The sequence below is a fragment of the Streptomyces chumphonensis genome, from assembly GCF_014779715.1.
In the GTDB taxonomy this organism is placed as follows: domain Bacteria; phylum Actinomycetota; class Actinomycetes; order Streptomycetales; family Streptomycetaceae; genus Streptomyces; species Streptomyces chumphonensis.
The window spans coordinates 48,724-64,471 of record NZ_JACXYU010000009.1; the positions used below are offsets into that span (position 1 = coordinate 48,724).

Genomic DNA, 15,748 nt, shown 5'->3' on the forward strand with positions numbered 1-15,748 from the left:
TCGGGGGACGACACCGCCCGGCATGCGTGAAGCCGCTGGACTCGAAGCGTTCCGCGGGTCTCGGACTATGCCGCGCGCTCGGCGGCCGCCGGGCCCGCGGCGCGCCGGGCCCGCAGCGCCCGTTCCCGCGCGGCACCTCCCGGGACCCGGTGCAGGCCGTACGAGCCGGGCCGGCGCGCCTCGGCGGCCAGTTGCTTGACGACCCACTCGCACACGAGCTCCTTGAGTTTCGCACCCGCGCGGCCGTCGACGTGGAACCCCACCGCGACGTCCCGCCGCCGCGCGAACTGGATGATGCCCTCCTGGCGCCCCAGACTGATGCACTCGCCCGTGAACACCTGGTTCAGCGTCCCGGGCCGCTCGCCCGCCAGGCGGCTGAGCACCGTGTCGGCGGCCCGCGCCCCGAGCGGCATCGCGGCCTGGCAGCTCATCCGCAGCGGCAGCCCGGACGGCGCCGCCGCGTCCCCGGCCGCCACCACCCGCTCGTCGTCCACGCTCGTGAGCGTCTCGTCCGTGAGCAGCCGGCCCAGCGCGTCGGTGGACAACCCGCTGCGGCGGGCCAGGTCCGGAACGCCGAACCCGGCCGTCCAGACCGTCACCGCGCTCGGCAGCTCCCGCCCGTCGCGCAGCCGCACGGCCTCCCGCGTCACCTCCGTCACCTCGGCGTCCGGCCCCGCGTGCACCGTCACACCGAGCCGGGCCAGCCGCCGGGCCACCGCACGCCGGCCCCGGGGGTGCAGGTACGGGCCGAGCGCCCCGCCGCACACCAGGTTCACGGCCCGGCCCTCCTCCGCCAGCTCGGCGGCCGTCTCGATGCCGGAAGGTCCCCCTCCGACGACCGTGACGGCCGCCGTCGCGGGTGCCGCGTCGAGCACCGGCCGCAGCCGCCGCGCCTCCTCCAGGGAGGCGAGGGGGTAGGCGTGCTCCGCCGCCCCCGGCACCCGCGGGTCGGCGCTGCCGCTGCCCACCGCGTACACGAGGTAGTCGTAGCCGAGCGTGCCGCCGGAGGCCAGCGTCAGGCCCCGGCCGGGCACGTCGATCCGCGCCACACCGTCGACCACCAGGCGGACGCCCGCCCGCAGCACCTCCCCGTACTCCACGACCGCCTCGTCGTTCCCGACGGCCAACTGGTGCAGGCGCACGCGGTGGACGAACGTGGCGCGCGGGTTGATCAGGGTCACGGTCACGTCGTCGCGGCGCGTCAGGCGGTTGGCCGCCATGACCCCGGCGTACCCGCCGCCGATCACCACTACGTCGGTCTTCCCAGCCATGGTGTCTCTCCTCCGCATCAGGGATACGCCCACGGGACACCGCGCCCCCGCCCCCTGTGACACCCGGTGGCCCACCTCACACCCCGGGCCCGTGGCGCGTCGCCGTGGGCCCTGGCCCGGGCCCCTGGCTCAGTCGAAGGCCCGCAGACACACCAGGGTGGCGCCGTCGTCCACGGTCACCGACCAGTACGTGTTCCGGTCGTAGGCGCCGTACCGGCAGGACTCGGTGCCGGTGCCCGGCGCCGCCCGGTAGAGCGCGGTGACGACCATGATCTCGTTGTACGCGGCCGGAACCCTGCGGTCCGTGCAGTTCGGGGAGGACAGCATCGCGACGCTCTCGGCGTAGTCGCCGTCGCGCCGGGCCAGCAGGCAGTCCCCCTGGCGGTACTGCCCGGTGAGGCACAGCTCCGTCGGCTCACCGCTGCCGGAGGAGACGTACGACCAGGTGGCCTTCCCGGTACCGGACGGGCAGTCCCCGGCCGTGCCCGTCACCCGCACGCGCGTCCCCGCACCGCAGGACGTCGTGCGCGGCACCTCCGCGCTCCAGTCGTACCGGGTGAGACCGCCGTACCCGGTGTCGACCACGTCCAGACAGTCACCGGGGGAGACGGCCCGGAAGGCCTCCTCGGTGGGGTCGGGCTCCGGCTCCGGTTCGGGTTCCGGCTCTGGCTCCGGCTCCGGTTCGGGCTCCGGTTCGGGCTCGTCGAAGCCGCCGTTCGCCGAGCCGGCCGGGCCGTCGAGACCGGTGTCCCCGTCCGCACCGGCGCCCGTGTCGTCGAGACCACCGGCCGTGAGACCGTCGCCACCCCCGCCGTCGGACGTCACCCGGGGCGTCGGACCGCCCTGCGCGGCGTCGTCCCACCGGTCCCAGGGCTGCCAGACGAACAGCCCGACGGCCAGCAGGACGACGAGCAGGCCACCCCACCCGTCCGAGGGCTTCCGCCCGCCGGTGGACCCGGCGCCCGTGCCCGCCCCGTGCGCGGCCCGCTCCCGTGCACGGCGCTCCCGTTCCTCCCGCTCGCGGCGTTCCCGCTCCTTGCGGCGCCGCTCCCGCTCCTCCCGTTCGCGGCGCTCCCGGGCCCTGCGCTCCCGCTCCGCGCGTTCCGCCTCCTCCCGTCGCTCCCGCTCGCGGCGCCTGCGCTCCGCCGCCTCCCGGTGAGCCCGCTCCCGCGCCTCCTCCTCCGCCTGCTCGTCGGCCCGCTCCCGCGCCTGGGCCTCCCGCTGCCGACGCAGCGCGTCCAACTGCTCGCGCATCGCCCCGAAGGTCCGGCCCGCGGAGCGGAACCTTCCCCCGGGCGCCACCCGGGTCGGTGCCTCGGCCGCGTCGAGACGCAGTGCCTCGTCCCGCAGCCGGCGCCCCTGCTCGGCGTACTCCTCGATCAGCGTCGTCCACGCCGGCGGCAGCGCCCCGCCCGCCCACGAGGCCGCCGCCCCCGCACCGAGCCCGGCCAGCGCGTCGCGCAGCACGTCGGCGGGTGCGGGACGGCTGCGCGGCTCGGCCCGCAGCATCGGCAGGATCAGCGGCGCCAACTCCGGCGGCAGCCCGGTCGTGTCGAGCTCGCCACGCTGGACGAGGGCGAGGAGCCCGAAGGAGTGGTCGGTCTGCTCGTAGGGAGGGCGGCCGACCGCGAGGAAGAAGAGGGTGGCACCGAGCGAGTAGACGTCCGACGCCGCCGTCGACCTCCTCCCGCAGGCCTGCTCCGGCGAGGTGAACGCGAACGTGCCGAGCGTCGTCGTCGAACTGGTGTGATCGTGGGCGTGGGAGATGCCGAAGTCGATCAGCCGGGGCCCGTCGTGCGGCAGCAGGACGTTCAGCGGCTTGATGTCGCGGTGCACGACGCCCACGCCGTGCAGCTCGACCAGCGCCCGCGCCACCCCCGCCGCCAGCCGACGCACCCCCGCGACCGGTAACGTCCCGGCCTCCCCGACGAGTTCGGCCAGATTGGGCGCGGGCAGGAACTCGATGGCCAGCCACGGACGCTCCGCCCGCGCGTCGGCGTCGAGCACCCGGGCCGTGTACTCGCTGTCCACACGGCCCGCCAGCTCCACCTCCCGGGCGAACCGCGCCCGGTCCGGCCTGCTGACGACCCCCTCCGCGAGGAGGGTCTTGACCGCCACGAGCCCGGGGGCCACCACCGTCCCCGTCGGCCCGGCGGCACCCGCACCCCTCCCCGAGCCCTCCCGCCGCGCCAGGTAGACGCGGCCCATGCCGCCCGTGGCGATCCGGCGCAGCAACCGGTACGGCCCCAGCCGCCGCGGATCGGCGGAATCCAGCCCGTACAACGTCATCCCGGCCATACGGCGTCACTCCCCACGCGCGCCCCCCCCGTCCCCGCCACCCGCCCCGGGCGCACATCCGTCCAAGCGGTCTGTCGTCTCAATGTAAGGGCGGCGGGTGATCCGTCGATGACGAACCTCGGTCCCGGTGCGGCCGGTGCGTAACCCCTCGTCCAAGGCCGGACCGTGCCGACGCGTCCGATCGCCACTGACCGGCGTCGACCGAACAACGGTCCCCTCAACGCGTTCACCGCTCACCGCTCGTCGCGACGGAGCCCATGGTGCCGTGCGGCCCGACCGGACGGCGGGGGATACTTGCCGGGTGACTCAGCATCGAGAGATCGCGAACGTGACCGGTGACGTACTGGGCGGGGATCTCATCGGCGTCTACCTTCACGGGTCCTCCGTGCTCGGAGGTCTCAGACCAGCCAGCGACGTGGACGTCCTGGTCGTTTCCCGGAGGTCGATGGGAGAGAGAAAACGGCGGGCCCTCCTCGAAGGACTGCTCGGAGTCTCCGGCTTCCCGCCAAGAGGCCGACCGGTTGAGCTCACGGTGGTCGTCCAGTCCGCAGTTCGCCCGTGGCGATACCCCCCGAGCTGCGACTTCCTGTACGGCGAGTGGCTACGTCCCGAGTACGAAGCCGGGAAGGGGGCCCGGCCACACGCGCTGCCCGATCTGGCGTTGACGATCACCACGACGCTGATGGGTAACCGCCCCCTCGTCGGACCGCCGCCGTCGCACGCCCTTGACCCGGTCCCGCACACCGACCTGGTCCGCGCCAGCTTGGCGGGCATTCCCGCACTGCTTCACGACCTCGACAGCGACACCCGCAACGTCCTGCTGACCCTCGCACGCGTCTGGACCACACTCGCCACCGGCCACATCAGGCCGAAGGACGCCGCCGCTGACTGGGCCCTCGCCCAGCTCCCCCCTGAACACCGCCCTGTGCTGGAGCACGCCAGGCAGCTCTACCGCGGCTACCACTACTCCGAGGAAGACTGGAGCGAGACGTTGCGGGGACAGGTCCGTCCGCACGTGTCCCACGTGCTCGCCGAGATCGATCGTTTGCTCGGCCGGACCCAGCGGGCTGAGGAACCACTTCCGAGGCTGTGACCGGCGGCGACGAAGACGGTCGTCTCCGAAGCGAGTCGCCACCGCAGGACGCCGGACTCACGGGACCGGGTCGCGCGTAGGCACACGGTTCCCACGCGGCGCATACACCGCGTCAGCCCGTGCCCCGATCCTGACGGGTAAGCAAATCGTCGCGTGTCGGAGCGCCTCCCGGCGGACGATCCGTCGAGCATCGTCGTGACGGTCGGCGGTCCACGGGACCCGTCCACCGCACCACGGACTCCGACAGACCACGAGGGACGACATGAGCGACCCCAACGCCGCGCGGACGGGCGGCACCGGCAAGGACCCGGACACGCGACGGCCGCGCCCCCGGTTCCCCACCCTGTCCTGGCCCGCCGCCGTGGCCGCCGCCCGGACCGTCCTCATCACCGTCGCCCTGGTCACCGCGTACTACGTGCTGCCACTCGACGAGCGCGACACGACGGCGTCGTTCCTGCTCGTCGTCGGCCTCCTCGTCACCCTGCTCGTGTTCCTGTGGGAGGTGCGTGCCATCGCACGCTCACCGCACCCCCGCATGAGGGCCGTCGAGGCGCTGTCCGCGACGGTGGTCCTGTTCCTGGTCCTCTTCGCCGGCACCTACTACCTGATCGACAGCTCCACGCCCGGTTCGTTCACGGAGGAGATGACGCGGACGGACGCCCTGTACTTCACCCTCGCCACGTTCAGCACCGTCGGCTTCGGCGACATCACCGCGAGTTCGGAGACCGCGCGGGTGGTGACGATGCTCCAGATGGTGGTGGGACTGCTGCTGGTGGGCGTCGCCGCCCGGGTGCTGGCCAGCGCCGTCGAGACCGGCCTGCGCCGCCAGGCCCACACCCCCTCGGACGCCCCGCGCCCCGACACCGCACCCTGACGCCCCCACCGCGCGGGGCGGACGCCGTCAGGCGTGCAGGATCTTCTCCTTGGCCCGGCGGAACTCCTCGTCGGTGAGGTCACCCCGCGCCCGCACCTCCGAGAGGTGGGCGAGCTGTTCCGCCTCGCTGACGGGGCCGGTGGCTCCGACCGTCTCGCGGATGTAGCGGTTCGTGCTCTCCAGCTGGGCCCGCGCATGCTCCTGCTCCCGCTTGCCCATGCCCCTGCCACGAGCGATGAGGTAGACGAACACGCCGAGGAACGGCAGGACGAGCACGAAGATCAGCCAACCGGTCTTGGCCCAGCCGCTCAGGTCGTCGTCGCGGAAGAGGTCGACGATGACGCGGAAGATGAGGAAGATCCACATGACCCAGAGGAAGATCCACATGATCGTCCAGAAGGCCCCCAGGACCGGATAGTCGTAGGCCAGGCTCACTGCGTCGCCGCTCATGCTGACTCCTTTCACCACCGTCGCCGCAGGGCCTCTCCTCCTCGTCCGTTCTCCCGCGGGAGGAGGCCGCACGGCCCGTCGCCCGGGACGGGAGAGGGCGTGAGCGCCGGAGGGGTGTGCGGGGAGAGGGCTCGACGAAGAGCAGGGACCAAGCGTCCGGGAGACCCGCCGCGCTCGGCTCGGTCGGCACCGGATCGGCACCTCGGCGGCTCCCGTCGGCCGACCCGTCAGGGCCTCGCCTCGGCAAGCCACTCGCCGTCAACGATAGCCACGCCACCAGCCGCCCGCACGTCCACCGGCGGGCCCCTCCCGTCCGCCCCGTCCGCCAGGCCGCCGCCACGCGGTCACGTTCGACGGACGGGCCCGGGCCCGGTGCGTGCGCCCTCAGGCCGGGACCTGGCGCCCGCTCCGGACGGCCGGGTACCCCCGCTCACACAAATTTTAGGTCGGATGACCTAAACTAGTGCTCATGACGAACCACCCGAACACCGACGGGCTCCGGCACGACCCCGAGGGCCCCGTACTGATCACCGGCGGCTACGGCACCGTGGGCACCGAGCTCGCCCGACTGGTCGCCCCCACGGCGCCCGTTCTGCTCACCGGCCGCTCCCCCGAGCGCGGCCGGGCCCTCGCCGACGAACTCGGCGGCGAGGTGCGCGCCTGGGACCTCGCCGATCCGGCGCCGTTCACCGCCGCCGTCCGTGCCGTCGTCAGCTCGGTCAACGATCCCGACGACCGCGTGCTGCGCGCCGCCGCCTCGGCCGGCGTCCCGTACGTGGACATCACCCGGTGGACCGCCCGGCTGCAGCGCGCCGTCACGGTGGCCGCGCTCCAGCGCCCCACCGCGCCCGTGCTGCTCTCCTCCGCCTGGATGGGCGGCGTCAGCAGCATCGCCGCGGCCGCACTGGCCGAAGAACTCGGCGGCGCCGAACGGGTCGAGACCGCCGTCCGCTGGGACATGGCCGACCGGTCCGGCGCGGACTCCGTGGAGTTCATGGACCGCCTCGGCGTGCGCTTCGAGGTGATCGAGGGCGGCCGTCGCCGTCTGGCCGCCCCGCTCACCGACGCCCGCACGGTCCGGATCGGACCAGGCCCGGTGCGCGTCGCCCGGATCGACACCCCCGAGCAGTTCACCCTGCCGCTGACCCTGGGCACCGCCACCGCCGCCACCCGGATCGGCTTCAGCTCGGCCGGCGCCACCCGCGCCCTCCTGGCCCTCGGCGGCGCCGGTTTCTTCCGCTGGGCCGGCGGCGAACGCTGGACCCCGCTCCGCCGCGCCCTGCTGCACGCCCCGGGTGAGGGCGGCACCGCCGGATTCCGGGTGGACGTCACCCACTGTGGCGCCACCCGTACGGCCACCCTCATCGACCCGCACGGCCAGAGCCACCTCACGGCGCTCGGGGCGCTGCTCGGCCTGCACCGCGTCCTCGGCCTCGACGGTTCGCCCGCTCCCGAGGGCCTGGTCCTCCCGGAGCAGCACCCGCGACCGGCCCACGCCCTCGCCACCCTGACGGAGTACGGCGTCCGCGTGGACTCCGACCTCGCCCCGGCCCCGGCCGCCGCATGAGCCCCGCCACCTCCAAGGGCAACCAGCGGCGCACGGCCCTGCTGGACACGGCCCGGCGGATCCTGCTCACCTCGGGCGGCGCGGAGCTGACCATGCGGGCCGTCGCGGACGCGGCCGGGATCCGGCTCGGCCATCTCCAGTACTACTTCCCGTCACGCTCCGACCTGCTGGCCGCCCTGCTCGAACGGATCCTGGCCGACTCCCTGGAACGGATCGCCGCCCTCACACCCAACACCGAGGGCCACGGTGGTGCCAAGGATCGGGGCACGGACGGCGAATGCTGCGAAGCGGACGCCGGCCCCGCCCTGGAGAGCATCCTCGCCGACCACGACGACCCCGACCTGATTCGGCTGTTCACCGAGGTCTGGGCGATGGCGGCACACGACACCCAGGCCGCCGAGGCCGTCACCGCGTTCTACGCCGCCTACGTCGAACAACTCACGGCCTTCATCCGGGAACGCGCCCCGCAGACCGGCCCCGAGGAAGCCCGCAGCCGCGCCGAGGTCTTCGTGATGCTGATGGAAGGCGCGTCCCTGTTCCGCTCCGGCGTCGCGGGCCGCCCCACCGCCCCCACGGAGGCCCTGCTCCGGCAGATGCTGCTCAACCTGATGGAAGGAAGCGCCGCCTGACCCACACCCCCGGGCCGCACACACCGAACCGGCCACCCGTCCCGAGGCAGTCGACCAGCATCGACCCGACCTCCGCATGGGTGGCCGGCTCGGTCACCCCAGCGCAGGGACCGCCTGACACGTCTTGGGCAGGAACAAGCAGCTCCGTTCCGTGTTGACGCGAAGGGGGCGATCACGTGGGACGTGAGCGTCGACTCCACGGTGCGCGGTGCCCCTCCGCACGCGGCCGGGGCCCGGAAGCGGGGACATCGCCCCTCTCGTAAACCCGTGGCCCACAGGTCCGGCGGTCAGTGAGGTTCGTCCGGCCGCCCGCATCGGTGCAGGCCGGCGCTGTCGACCAGGAGGTGTGGAGCACATGCGCACGAGTGCTCAGGACGTGAACTCGCGTACTGACCCTTGCCCCCTCTTCTCGACGGAGACCCCTTGTCCTTTCGCATCACCCCACTGACCGACCCTGCCCACGGACCGCACGGCCGACGTCTTGCCTGGCTGGCCTCGGACGCGGAGTCCGTCACCGCCGGGACCGCCTTCCTGCGCCTACTCGACGGCGGGCAGGAGCATCGTGCCGAGCTCGACCTCCGCGTTCATCCCGCGGAGCGCCGCAAGGGCGTCGGCTCTCGGCTCCTCCACACCGCCGTGGCTACCGCCGAGGACAACGCCCGACGCCACGTCGTCGCGCAGGCCGAAGCCGGATCGCCCGGCGACCACTTCCTGACGGCACGCGGCTTCCGGAAGGTGCTCACCTTCAGGTACGCCCGCCTGGCGACGGCCGACGTGGACACCACCGTCCTCGTCGGAATCACCGAGCGGACCCACCCCGGCTACCGGCTGACGTCATGGCAGGGAACCGTTCCCGACGACCTCGCCCGGACGTTCGCCGCCTCGCGTCGCGCCATGGACGACATGCCCATGGACGATGCCGAGCACGGCACCACGGTCTGGGACGTCGACCGCGTCCGGTCGGCGGCGAAGGCCGTCGAACAGCGCGGCGACCACCTGCACACCGTCGTCGCCGTCGACGCCTCCAACGGATCGATCGCCGGGTTCACCGAACTCGTCATCCCCGGCGACGGCGCAGGCGACGGCCAGCACTACGGCACGGGCGTGCTGCCCGAGCACCGTGGTCACGGCCTCGGCCGATGGATGAAGGCCGAGTCGATCCGACAAGCCCGAAGGGACTACCCGGACCTCGACGGCCTCCTGACCGACACAGCCGACGGCAACGCGCACATGCGACGGATCAACGACGCTCTCGGCTATGCACACACGCACACGACCCACCGGTACCAGCTCCACCTCTAGCAGGGAGCGGACAGGCCGGGCCGGGACGCCACCCCGCCCGCCTGTCCGCGCGTTCGACGCACGCTCCAGACGGTCGGTCCCGGTACCGGTCGCGTGTGCTCCTGGAGATCGTCACCACGCCGCGCTTCGGTGAACTGGCCGCGCAGCGGCGCAAGGACATCGCCCTGACAGCTGCTGGGCGTCATCCGTCCGTGGGTGGGCGGGCCACCCGGAGTGGTGACATCCGCGTAGTGGCACGGCACCTGAAACCGCTCAGGGCCAGCCCGGGAGGCAGATCCTCCTGAGCCGGCCCCTTTCGCTGGTGCCCCCGGCAGGATTCGAACCTGCGACACCCGCTTTAGGAGAGCGGTGCTCTATCCCCTGAGCTACGGAGGCGGGGATGTGCCGGGGTCAGTGTAGCGGGCGGGGGAGGGGCCGGCGGGGTGGAGGGTCGGGGGTGGGTGATGGGGGTCACGTCGGCCGAAGAAATAAGTGGGGAACAGGTCCCCGTTTGTGGTTGTGTCGACAGTGACGGGAAGAGGAGGCCGGAGTGCGGGCGGACGCGGCGCGGAACCGGGAGCGGATCGTAGACGCGGCTCGGGAGCTGTTCGTGGAGTGGGGTGCCGAGGTGCCGCTCGACGAGGTGGCGCGCCGGGCCGGCGTGGGTAACGCCACGCTGTACCGGCACTTCGCCGACCGGGACGCGCTCGTGCGCGGGGTCGTGGCGCACGTGACGGACAGTGTCGCGGCGCGGGCCCGGACGGCGCTGGCGGACGACGGTGATCCGTTCGACGCCCTGTGCCGGTTCGTCTTCGGCGCGGTGGAGGAGCGGATCGGGGCGCTGTGTCCGATGATCTCGCACGCCTTCGACCGGGAGCATCCGGAGCTGCTGGCGGCCCGGGACCGGCTGGACGCCCTGGTGGCCCGGCTGCTGGACCGGGCCCAACGGGCCGGTGCCGTGCGGCCGGACGTCGCCGTGGGCGATCTGCTGATGGCGCTGAGCCAGTTGAGCCGTCCGCTGCCGGGTACGGGCTGCGGTCAGCTCGAACAGTTCATGGCCCGGCACGTCCGGCTGTTCCTCGACGGCCTCCGCGCCCCGGCGCCGTCCCGGCTTCCCGGGACTCCGGCGACGTTGGAGGCGTTGCGCCGACCCGTCTGAGACCGAAGGCCCCTTCGGTCTCCCCAGTTCTTTTCGTTCGTGCTCTCCGAGGGGGGAACCCGCTGTGTCCGAAACACCGACCCAACCTGATCCCAAGCGGTGGAAGGCCCTGGCCTTCATCGCCATAGCCCAGCTGATGGTCGTCCTGGACGCCACCATCGTCAACATCGCGCTGCCCTCGGCTCAGGAGGACCTGGGCATCTCCGAGGCCAACAAGCAGTGGGTCATCACCGCGTACGCGCTGGCCTTCGGTGGTCTGCTGCTCTTCGGCGGCCGGGTCGCCGACCTGTGGGGACGTCAGCGGACGTTCGTGACCGGCCTGGTCGGCTTCGCCCTGGCCTCGGCGCTGGGCGGCATGGCCGTCAACCAGGGCATGCTCTTCGGCGCGCGGGCGTTGCAGGGCGTGTTCGGCGCGCTGCTGGCCCCGGCGGCGCTCTCGCTGCTCGCGGTGATGTTCACCGACGCCAAGGAGCGGGCCAAGGCGTTCGGCATCTACGGCGCCATCGCGGGCGGCGGCGGTGCCATCGGCCTCATCCTGGGCGGTGTCCTGACGGAGTACCTCGACTGGCGCTGGACGTTCTACGTCAACATCCCGTTCGCCGTCGTCGCGGCGGTCGGGGCCGTCCTGGTCATCCGGGAGCCGGCCGGCGCGCGGAACCGTTCGACGCTGGACATCCCCGGTGTGCTGCTGTCGACGCTCGGCCTGGTGGCCCTGGTGTACGGCTTCACGCGCGCCGAGGTGCACGGCTGGTCGGACGCGGGCACGGTGTGGACGTTCGTGGCGTCCGTCGTGCTGCTGGCCGCGTTCGTCCTGACGGAGTCCCGTACCCGCGCGCCGCTGCTGCCGCTGCGCGTCGTCGCCGACCGCAACCGCGGCGGGGTGTACCTGTCGCTCGGGCTCGCGATCATCGCGATGTTCGGACTGTTCCTCTTCCTCACCTACTACCTGCAGTTGGTGAAGGGGTACGACCCGATGAAGACCGGTTTCGCGTTCCTGCCGATGATCGTCGGCATGGTGACCGGTTCGACGCAGATCGGCACCCGGCTGATGACCCGGGTCCGGCCGCGGCTGCTGATGGGTCCGGGCTTCCTGGTCGGCTCGCTCGGGATGCTGATGCTGACGCAGCTGGAGACGGACAGCTCCTACCTGACCCTCATCCTGCCCGCGCAGTTGCTGCTGGGTCTCGGCATGGGGTCGGCGTTCATGCCGGCGATGTCGCTGGCCACGTACAACGTGCGGCCGCAGGACTCGGGTGTCGCCTCGGCCATGGTGAACACCTCGCAGCAGGTCGGCGGGGCCATCGGTACGGCGCTGCTGAACACGATCGCGGCGAGCGCCGCCGCGTCGTACGTGCCCTCGGCCCCGGTCGTGGGGGACGTGCGGATGCTGGCCGTCGTGCACGGGTACACGACGGCGATCTGGTGGGCGTTCGGCATCCTGGTGCTGGCCGCGACCCTCGCCTTCACGCTGGTCAACGCCAAGGGCCAGCGGGGCGGTCCGGTGACGGGCGGCCCGAAGGGCGCCGGTGAGGCGGAGCCCGTGCCGGTGCTGGCGCACTGACGCGGTCCCTTCACCGACCATGCGCACGGGGGCGGTTCGGCCGGAGGCCGGGCCGCCCCGACGCGTGCGTCAGACGGCCGGCGTCAGACGGCCAGCGGGATGCGGGCCGGGGCCGACGCCCCGGGGAGGCCACGCAGGGACGCCTGCGCGCGGGCGGCGAGCTCGCGACGGGTGAGGCCGTCGGAGGCGATCGGGGGATGGGCCCGCACGGTGACCGACAGCCCACCGGCCCGCGCCACCCGCCGCAGCGACGTGCCGAACGACGTCTGGCCGACGTAGGCGGGCACGGTGCTGGGCTCCCCGAACTGGCGGTACCCGAGGCGCACCGGCTGGACGGGCGCGCCCGCGTCGACGGCGGCCTGGAACGTGGCGCGGCGGAAGGCGCCGCCCGGCGGCGCGCACCACGTCGTGGCGCCGGGGAAGAGCGCGACGTTCCGTCCCGAGCGCAGGACGGCGGCGACCTGGGCGACGGCGTCGGGCAGCGTCCGGACGGCGTCGCGGTCGAGGAACAGGGTGCCGGCCCGGCCGGCCACCCGGCCCAGCACCGGCCAGCCGGCGACCTCACGCTTCGCGAGCAGCGGCGTCGGCACGACGGCGAGCAGCGCGACGGCGTCCAGCCAGGAGATGTGGTTGGCGACGATGAGCGTGCCGGGGCGGCCGGTGCCGCCCGGGACCCGGCCGCCGTGCGCGACGGACGGCAGGGGGGCGCCCTGCGTCTCCAGCGCGACGCCGAGCGCGCCGAGGACGGACCGGGCCCGGTCCCGCAGCAGGAGCGGGTCGGCGAGCCGGTCGCCGTCGCGGACGGCGCGGCCCACCGTGGCGGTGACGGCCGCCAGACGTCGCGCGGTCGTCGCGGCGGACACCGGGCGCGCGTTCGGCCCCACGCACCGCACGGTGCACGAGGAGGTGACGCGCCACAGCGTCATCTCCCGGCCTCCTCGGAGGACGTGCCGAGGAAGTAGCGCCGGTAGCGGTCGCCCAGGCGCTCCATGTCCAGCAGCGTGAAGAAGTCGGCGGTGCCGAACTCGGGGTCGTGCGCGGGCGGCCCGCACAGCCACGCCCCGATGCGCAGGTATCCGCGCAGCAGGGGCGGCAGGTCGGCGGGGGAGGGGCGGCCGGTGAACGGCGCGGTGGGGCGCCACGGCCGGTGCGGAGTGACGCGCAGCCCCGCGGGCGCGGCGTGGCGGCCCTCGGCCAGGCACAGGGCGGTGTGCGCGGGCCGCTCGCCGTCGGCCAGCGGGACGGAGGCGCAGCCGGCGAGGTAGCGGTGCCCGGAGAGCAGCACGTAGCGGGTGAGGGCCGACCACAGGAGGTTGATCACCGTGCCGTTGCGGTGGTCCGGGTCGACGCAGGAGCGGCCCGCCTCGACCAGCGACGGACGCAGGGGGGTGAGCGCCCCCAGGTCGAACTCGCCGTCCGAGTAGAGGCGGTCGCCACGTCCCGGCGGCACCAGGCGGTAGGTGCCGACGACGCTGCCGGTGGCGCGCTCCGTCACGATCAGGTGGTCCGCGACGTCGTCGACGTCGTCGACGTCGTGACCGGCGAGCGGGGTGTGCAGCCGTGCCCCCAGCTCGTCGCTGAAGACCCGGTAGCGCAGGCGCTGGGCGGCCCGGATCTGGTCGGCGCTGTGGGCGATCGACGCGGCGTACGCCGCCGCGCCGGGCGTGGCGGCCTCGGCGGTCGCGGGTGCGGCGGATGCCCCGGGGGCGGGGGGAGCGGTGGTGGCGGAGGTGGAGGGCGGGGGCATGGTGACTCTCGCTTCCGTTGCGCGTCCTGGAACCTGTCGATGTCCTGCCGGAGGTGTCGCCTCAGGACGCGAGCACGTCGCGCCCGCACGCCAGCGTCACGCGGGGCTCGGCGCACGTCCGGGGGTGCGCCGTGCCATAGGGGGTCGACACGCCTGCGTAGGGGGGTGCGGCGCGGCTCGTCCTGTCGCGTTCACCCGTCGGTGGCGTCCCGTACCGGGCCGCGTCCCGCGCGTCGCGGCCGGTGTGTTCACCCGGCGCGGGTGACCCCGGCGGGTTCGGCTCCCGGCGGGCACCGGCCGCGTAAGCCCGAGCGCTTCGGGTACGCGCTCCTCATCGGGACGGCAGCGGGACGCCCGGCGCCCCGGCCCCGGGGCCGCGCCAGGGGGCGTGCGCCACCGTCTCCCGGCGCAACCGGGAGCCGGTGGGTGCCGTCCTTGGAGGAGAGCAGTCACGGACGTCACTCGACGGGGGTGAACGGCAGCATGTCGCATGTGATCGACGTCTCGCTCACCAGAGGGCGGCCCGGCCCGCTGTGACCGCGAGGACGCCCTCCGCGCCCGCTCTGACCTGCACGTCCGTCGGGCCCGTCACCCCCGCCCACGTTCCTGCGGCGGGCCAGGGTACTGCATGATCGGAAAAGTAGCGGGCACATTGGGAATTCTGTCCCGATTCGACTCGTTGAGATGTTCGGAAACGGTTACCCGGTCAGGGAGGACGGCGCTCCGGGCGTCCTTCACCACGGGCATCCGGTTCCGCCACCGCCCGGCAAGTGACACACGCAAGGGAGAGCGCATGGCAACCCGTGCCGTCGCCCGTCGTCAGCAGCCCGCCACCGAAGGCGCTGAAACGGCAACCGGTGCGCGCGCGAGCGGCGACGTCGCCGACCGTGATCTGGTCGGCATGTACCTGGACGAGATCGCCCGTACGCCACTGCTGGACGCGGCGAAGGAGGTGGAGCTGTCCCTTGCCATCGAGGCCGGCGTCTACGCCCAGCGTCTCCTGGACGGCGAGGAGGAACCGGTCGCGGACGGCGCGGGAGCGCACGCCGCGCGGGAGGAGCTGGAGGCGGTCGTCGCCGACGGCGAGCGCGCCAAGGACGTCTTCATCCGCTCCAACCTCCGGCTCGTCGTGGCCGTCGCCCGGCGTTATCCCCGCAGCGGCCTGCCCCTGCTGGACCTCATCCAGGAAGGCAACGCCGGCCTGGTGCGCGCCGTGGAGAAGTTCGACTACACCAAGGGCTTCAAGTTCTCCACGTACGCGACGTGGTGGATCCGTCAGGCCATCACCCGCTCCATAGCCGACCAGTCGCGGACGATCAGGCTGCCGGTCCACCTCGTCGAGGAGCTCGGCCGCATCCGGCGCGTCCAGCGCGAGTTCAACCGCGAGCACGGGCGGGACCCCGAGGCGACGGAGATCGCCGCCGAGCTGGGCTCCTCGCCCGAGCGCGTCACCGACGTCCTGGACTGGGCGCGCGATCCGGTGAGCCTCAACATGTCCGTGGACGACGAGGGCGAGACGCAGTTCGGCGACCTGCTGGAGGACACCTCGGCCATCTCCCCCGAGCAGTCCGTGCTCACGCTGCTGCGCAGCGAGGAGCTGGAGAGCCTCATAGGCCGCCTCGACCACCGGACGGCGTCCATCATCCGCGCCCGGTACGGCATCGAGGACGGTCGGGAGCGCACGCTCACCGAGGTCGGCAAGCAGCACGGCCTGACCCGGGAGCGCATCCGGCAGATCGAGAAGCACGCGCTGCTGGAGCTCAAGCGCATGGCGCACGACACCGGCTTCGACGCGGCGGCCTAGGGCCGCCCGTCGGC

At 73.5% G+C, this 15,748-nt stretch carries 13 protein-coding genes, 1 tRNA gene and 1 pseudogene; 9 read left to right on the forward strand and 6 right to left on the reverse strand.

Going from position 1 to position 15,748, the window contains the following annotated elements; all coding sequences use genetic code 11:
* Positions 1-65 precede the first annotated feature (65 nt).
* Both IF129_RS17250 and IF129_RS17255 read right to left on the reverse strand, forming a co-directional pair.
* A complete protein-coding gene (locus IF129_RS17250) occupies positions 66-1,271 on the reverse strand; it encodes an NAD(P)/FAD-dependent oxidoreductase (protein ID WP_191210588.1) in 1,206 nt (401 codons plus the stop codon).
* A 129-nt stretch (positions 1,272-1,400) separates the two neighbouring features.
* Complete coding sequence (locus tag IF129_RS17255; protein ID WP_191210589.1) at positions 1,401-3,569, reverse strand: serine/threonine-protein kinase; 2,169 nt, start codon at positions 3,567-3,569, stop codon at positions 1,401-1,403.
* A 301-nt stretch (positions 3,570-3,870) separates the two neighbouring features.
* Here IF129_RS17255 and IF129_RS17260 point away from each other — a divergent pair, with 301 nt between their 5' ends.
* Positions 3,871-4,662: an aminoglycoside adenylyltransferase family protein gene (locus tag IF129_RS17260; protein ID WP_191210590.1), complete on the forward strand. Its 792-nt coding sequence runs from the start codon at positions 3,871-3,873 to the stop codon at positions 4,660-4,662.
* 262 nt (positions 4,663-4,924) lie between these two features.
* Complete coding sequence (locus IF129_RS17265; protein WP_191210591.1) at positions 4,925-5,536, forward strand: potassium channel family protein; 612 nt, start codon at positions 4,925-4,927, stop codon at positions 5,534-5,536.
* Between the two features lie 27 nt (positions 5,537-5,563).
* Here IF129_RS17265 and IF129_RS17270 read toward each other — a convergent pair whose 3' ends face one another.
* Positions 5,564-5,986 (reverse strand): SHOCT domain-containing protein, encoded by a 423-nt coding sequence (locus IF129_RS17270; protein WP_191210592.1) that lies wholly within the window; start codon positions 5,984-5,986, stop codon positions 5,564-5,566.
* Between the two features lie 469 nt (positions 5,987-6,455).
* Here IF129_RS17270 and IF129_RS17275 point away from each other — a divergent pair, with 469 nt between their 5' ends.
* The 4 genes and pseudogenes from IF129_RS17275 to IF129_RS17285 all read left to right on the forward strand — a co-directional run bounded on the left by IF129_RS17275 (position 6,456) and on the right by IF129_RS17285 (position 9,484).
* Positions 6,456-7,553: a saccharopine dehydrogenase family protein gene (locus IF129_RS17275; protein ID WP_191210593.1), complete on the forward strand. Its 1,098-nt coding sequence runs from the start codon at positions 6,456-6,458 to the stop codon at positions 7,551-7,553.
* Positions 7,550-8,182: a TetR/AcrR family transcriptional regulator gene (locus IF129_RS17280; protein WP_191210594.1), complete on the forward strand. Its 633-nt coding sequence runs from the start codon at positions 7,550-7,552 to the stop codon at positions 8,180-8,182. Before IF129_RS17275 ends, IF129_RS17280 begins: the two co-directional genes overlap by 4 nt.
* A gap of 150 nt (positions 8,183-8,332) precedes the next feature.
* A pseudogene (locus tag IF129_RS26460) lies at positions 8,333-8,428 on the forward strand (IS5 family transposase); the annotation flags it as partial.
* Positions 8,429-8,605: 177 nt separating this feature from the next.
* Positions 8,606-9,484, forward strand: a complete 879-nt coding sequence (locus tag IF129_RS17285; protein WP_191210595.1) for a GNAT family N-acetyltransferase — start codon at positions 8,606-8,608, stop codon at positions 9,482-9,484.
* A 299-nt stretch (positions 9,485-9,783) separates the two neighbouring features.
* Here the strand turns inward: IF129_RS17285 and IF129_RS17290 are convergent.
* A tRNA-Arg gene (locus IF129_RS17290) sits at positions 9,784-9,859 on the reverse strand.
* Between the two features lie 154 nt (positions 9,860-10,013).
* Here IF129_RS17290 and IF129_RS17295 point away from each other — a divergent pair.
* Both IF129_RS17295 and IF129_RS17300 read left to right on the forward strand, forming a co-directional pair.
* Positions 10,014-10,622 (forward strand): TetR/AcrR family transcriptional regulator, encoded by a 609-nt coding sequence (locus tag IF129_RS17295; protein WP_191210596.1) that lies wholly within the window; start codon positions 10,014-10,016, stop codon positions 10,620-10,622.
* Positions 10,623-10,686: 64 nt separating this feature from the next.
* A complete protein-coding gene (locus tag IF129_RS17300) occupies positions 10,687-12,183 on the forward strand; it encodes an MFS transporter (RefSeq protein WP_318153801.1) in 1,497 nt (498 codons plus the stop codon).
* Positions 12,184-12,266: 83 nt separating this feature from the next.
* Here IF129_RS17300 and IF129_RS17305 read toward each other — a convergent pair whose 3' ends face one another.
* Together IF129_RS17305 and IF129_RS17310 are read right to left on the reverse strand one after the other, a co-directional pair.
* Positions 12,267-13,109, reverse strand: coding sequence for a lysophospholipid acyltransferase family protein (locus tag IF129_RS17305; RefSeq protein ID WP_191210597.1), 843 nt, complete (start codon positions 13,107-13,109; stop codon positions 12,267-12,269).
* Entirely contained in the window at positions 13,106-13,930 is an 825-nt protein-coding gene (locus IF129_RS17310) for a GNAT family N-acetyltransferase (RefSeq protein ID WP_191210598.1), read from the reverse strand. The genes IF129_RS17305 and IF129_RS17310 overlap by 4 nt, the downstream gene beginning before the upstream one ends.
* A 793-nt stretch (positions 13,931-14,723) precedes the next feature.
* On the opposite strand from IF129_RS17310, the gene IF129_RS17315 reads away from it, so the two are divergent.
* Positions 14,724-15,734, forward strand: coding sequence for a sigma-70 family RNA polymerase sigma factor (locus IF129_RS17315; RefSeq protein ID WP_191210599.1), 1,011 nt, complete (start codon positions 14,724-14,726; stop codon positions 15,732-15,734).
* The last annotated feature ends 14 nt before the right edge of the window (positions 15,735-15,748 follow it).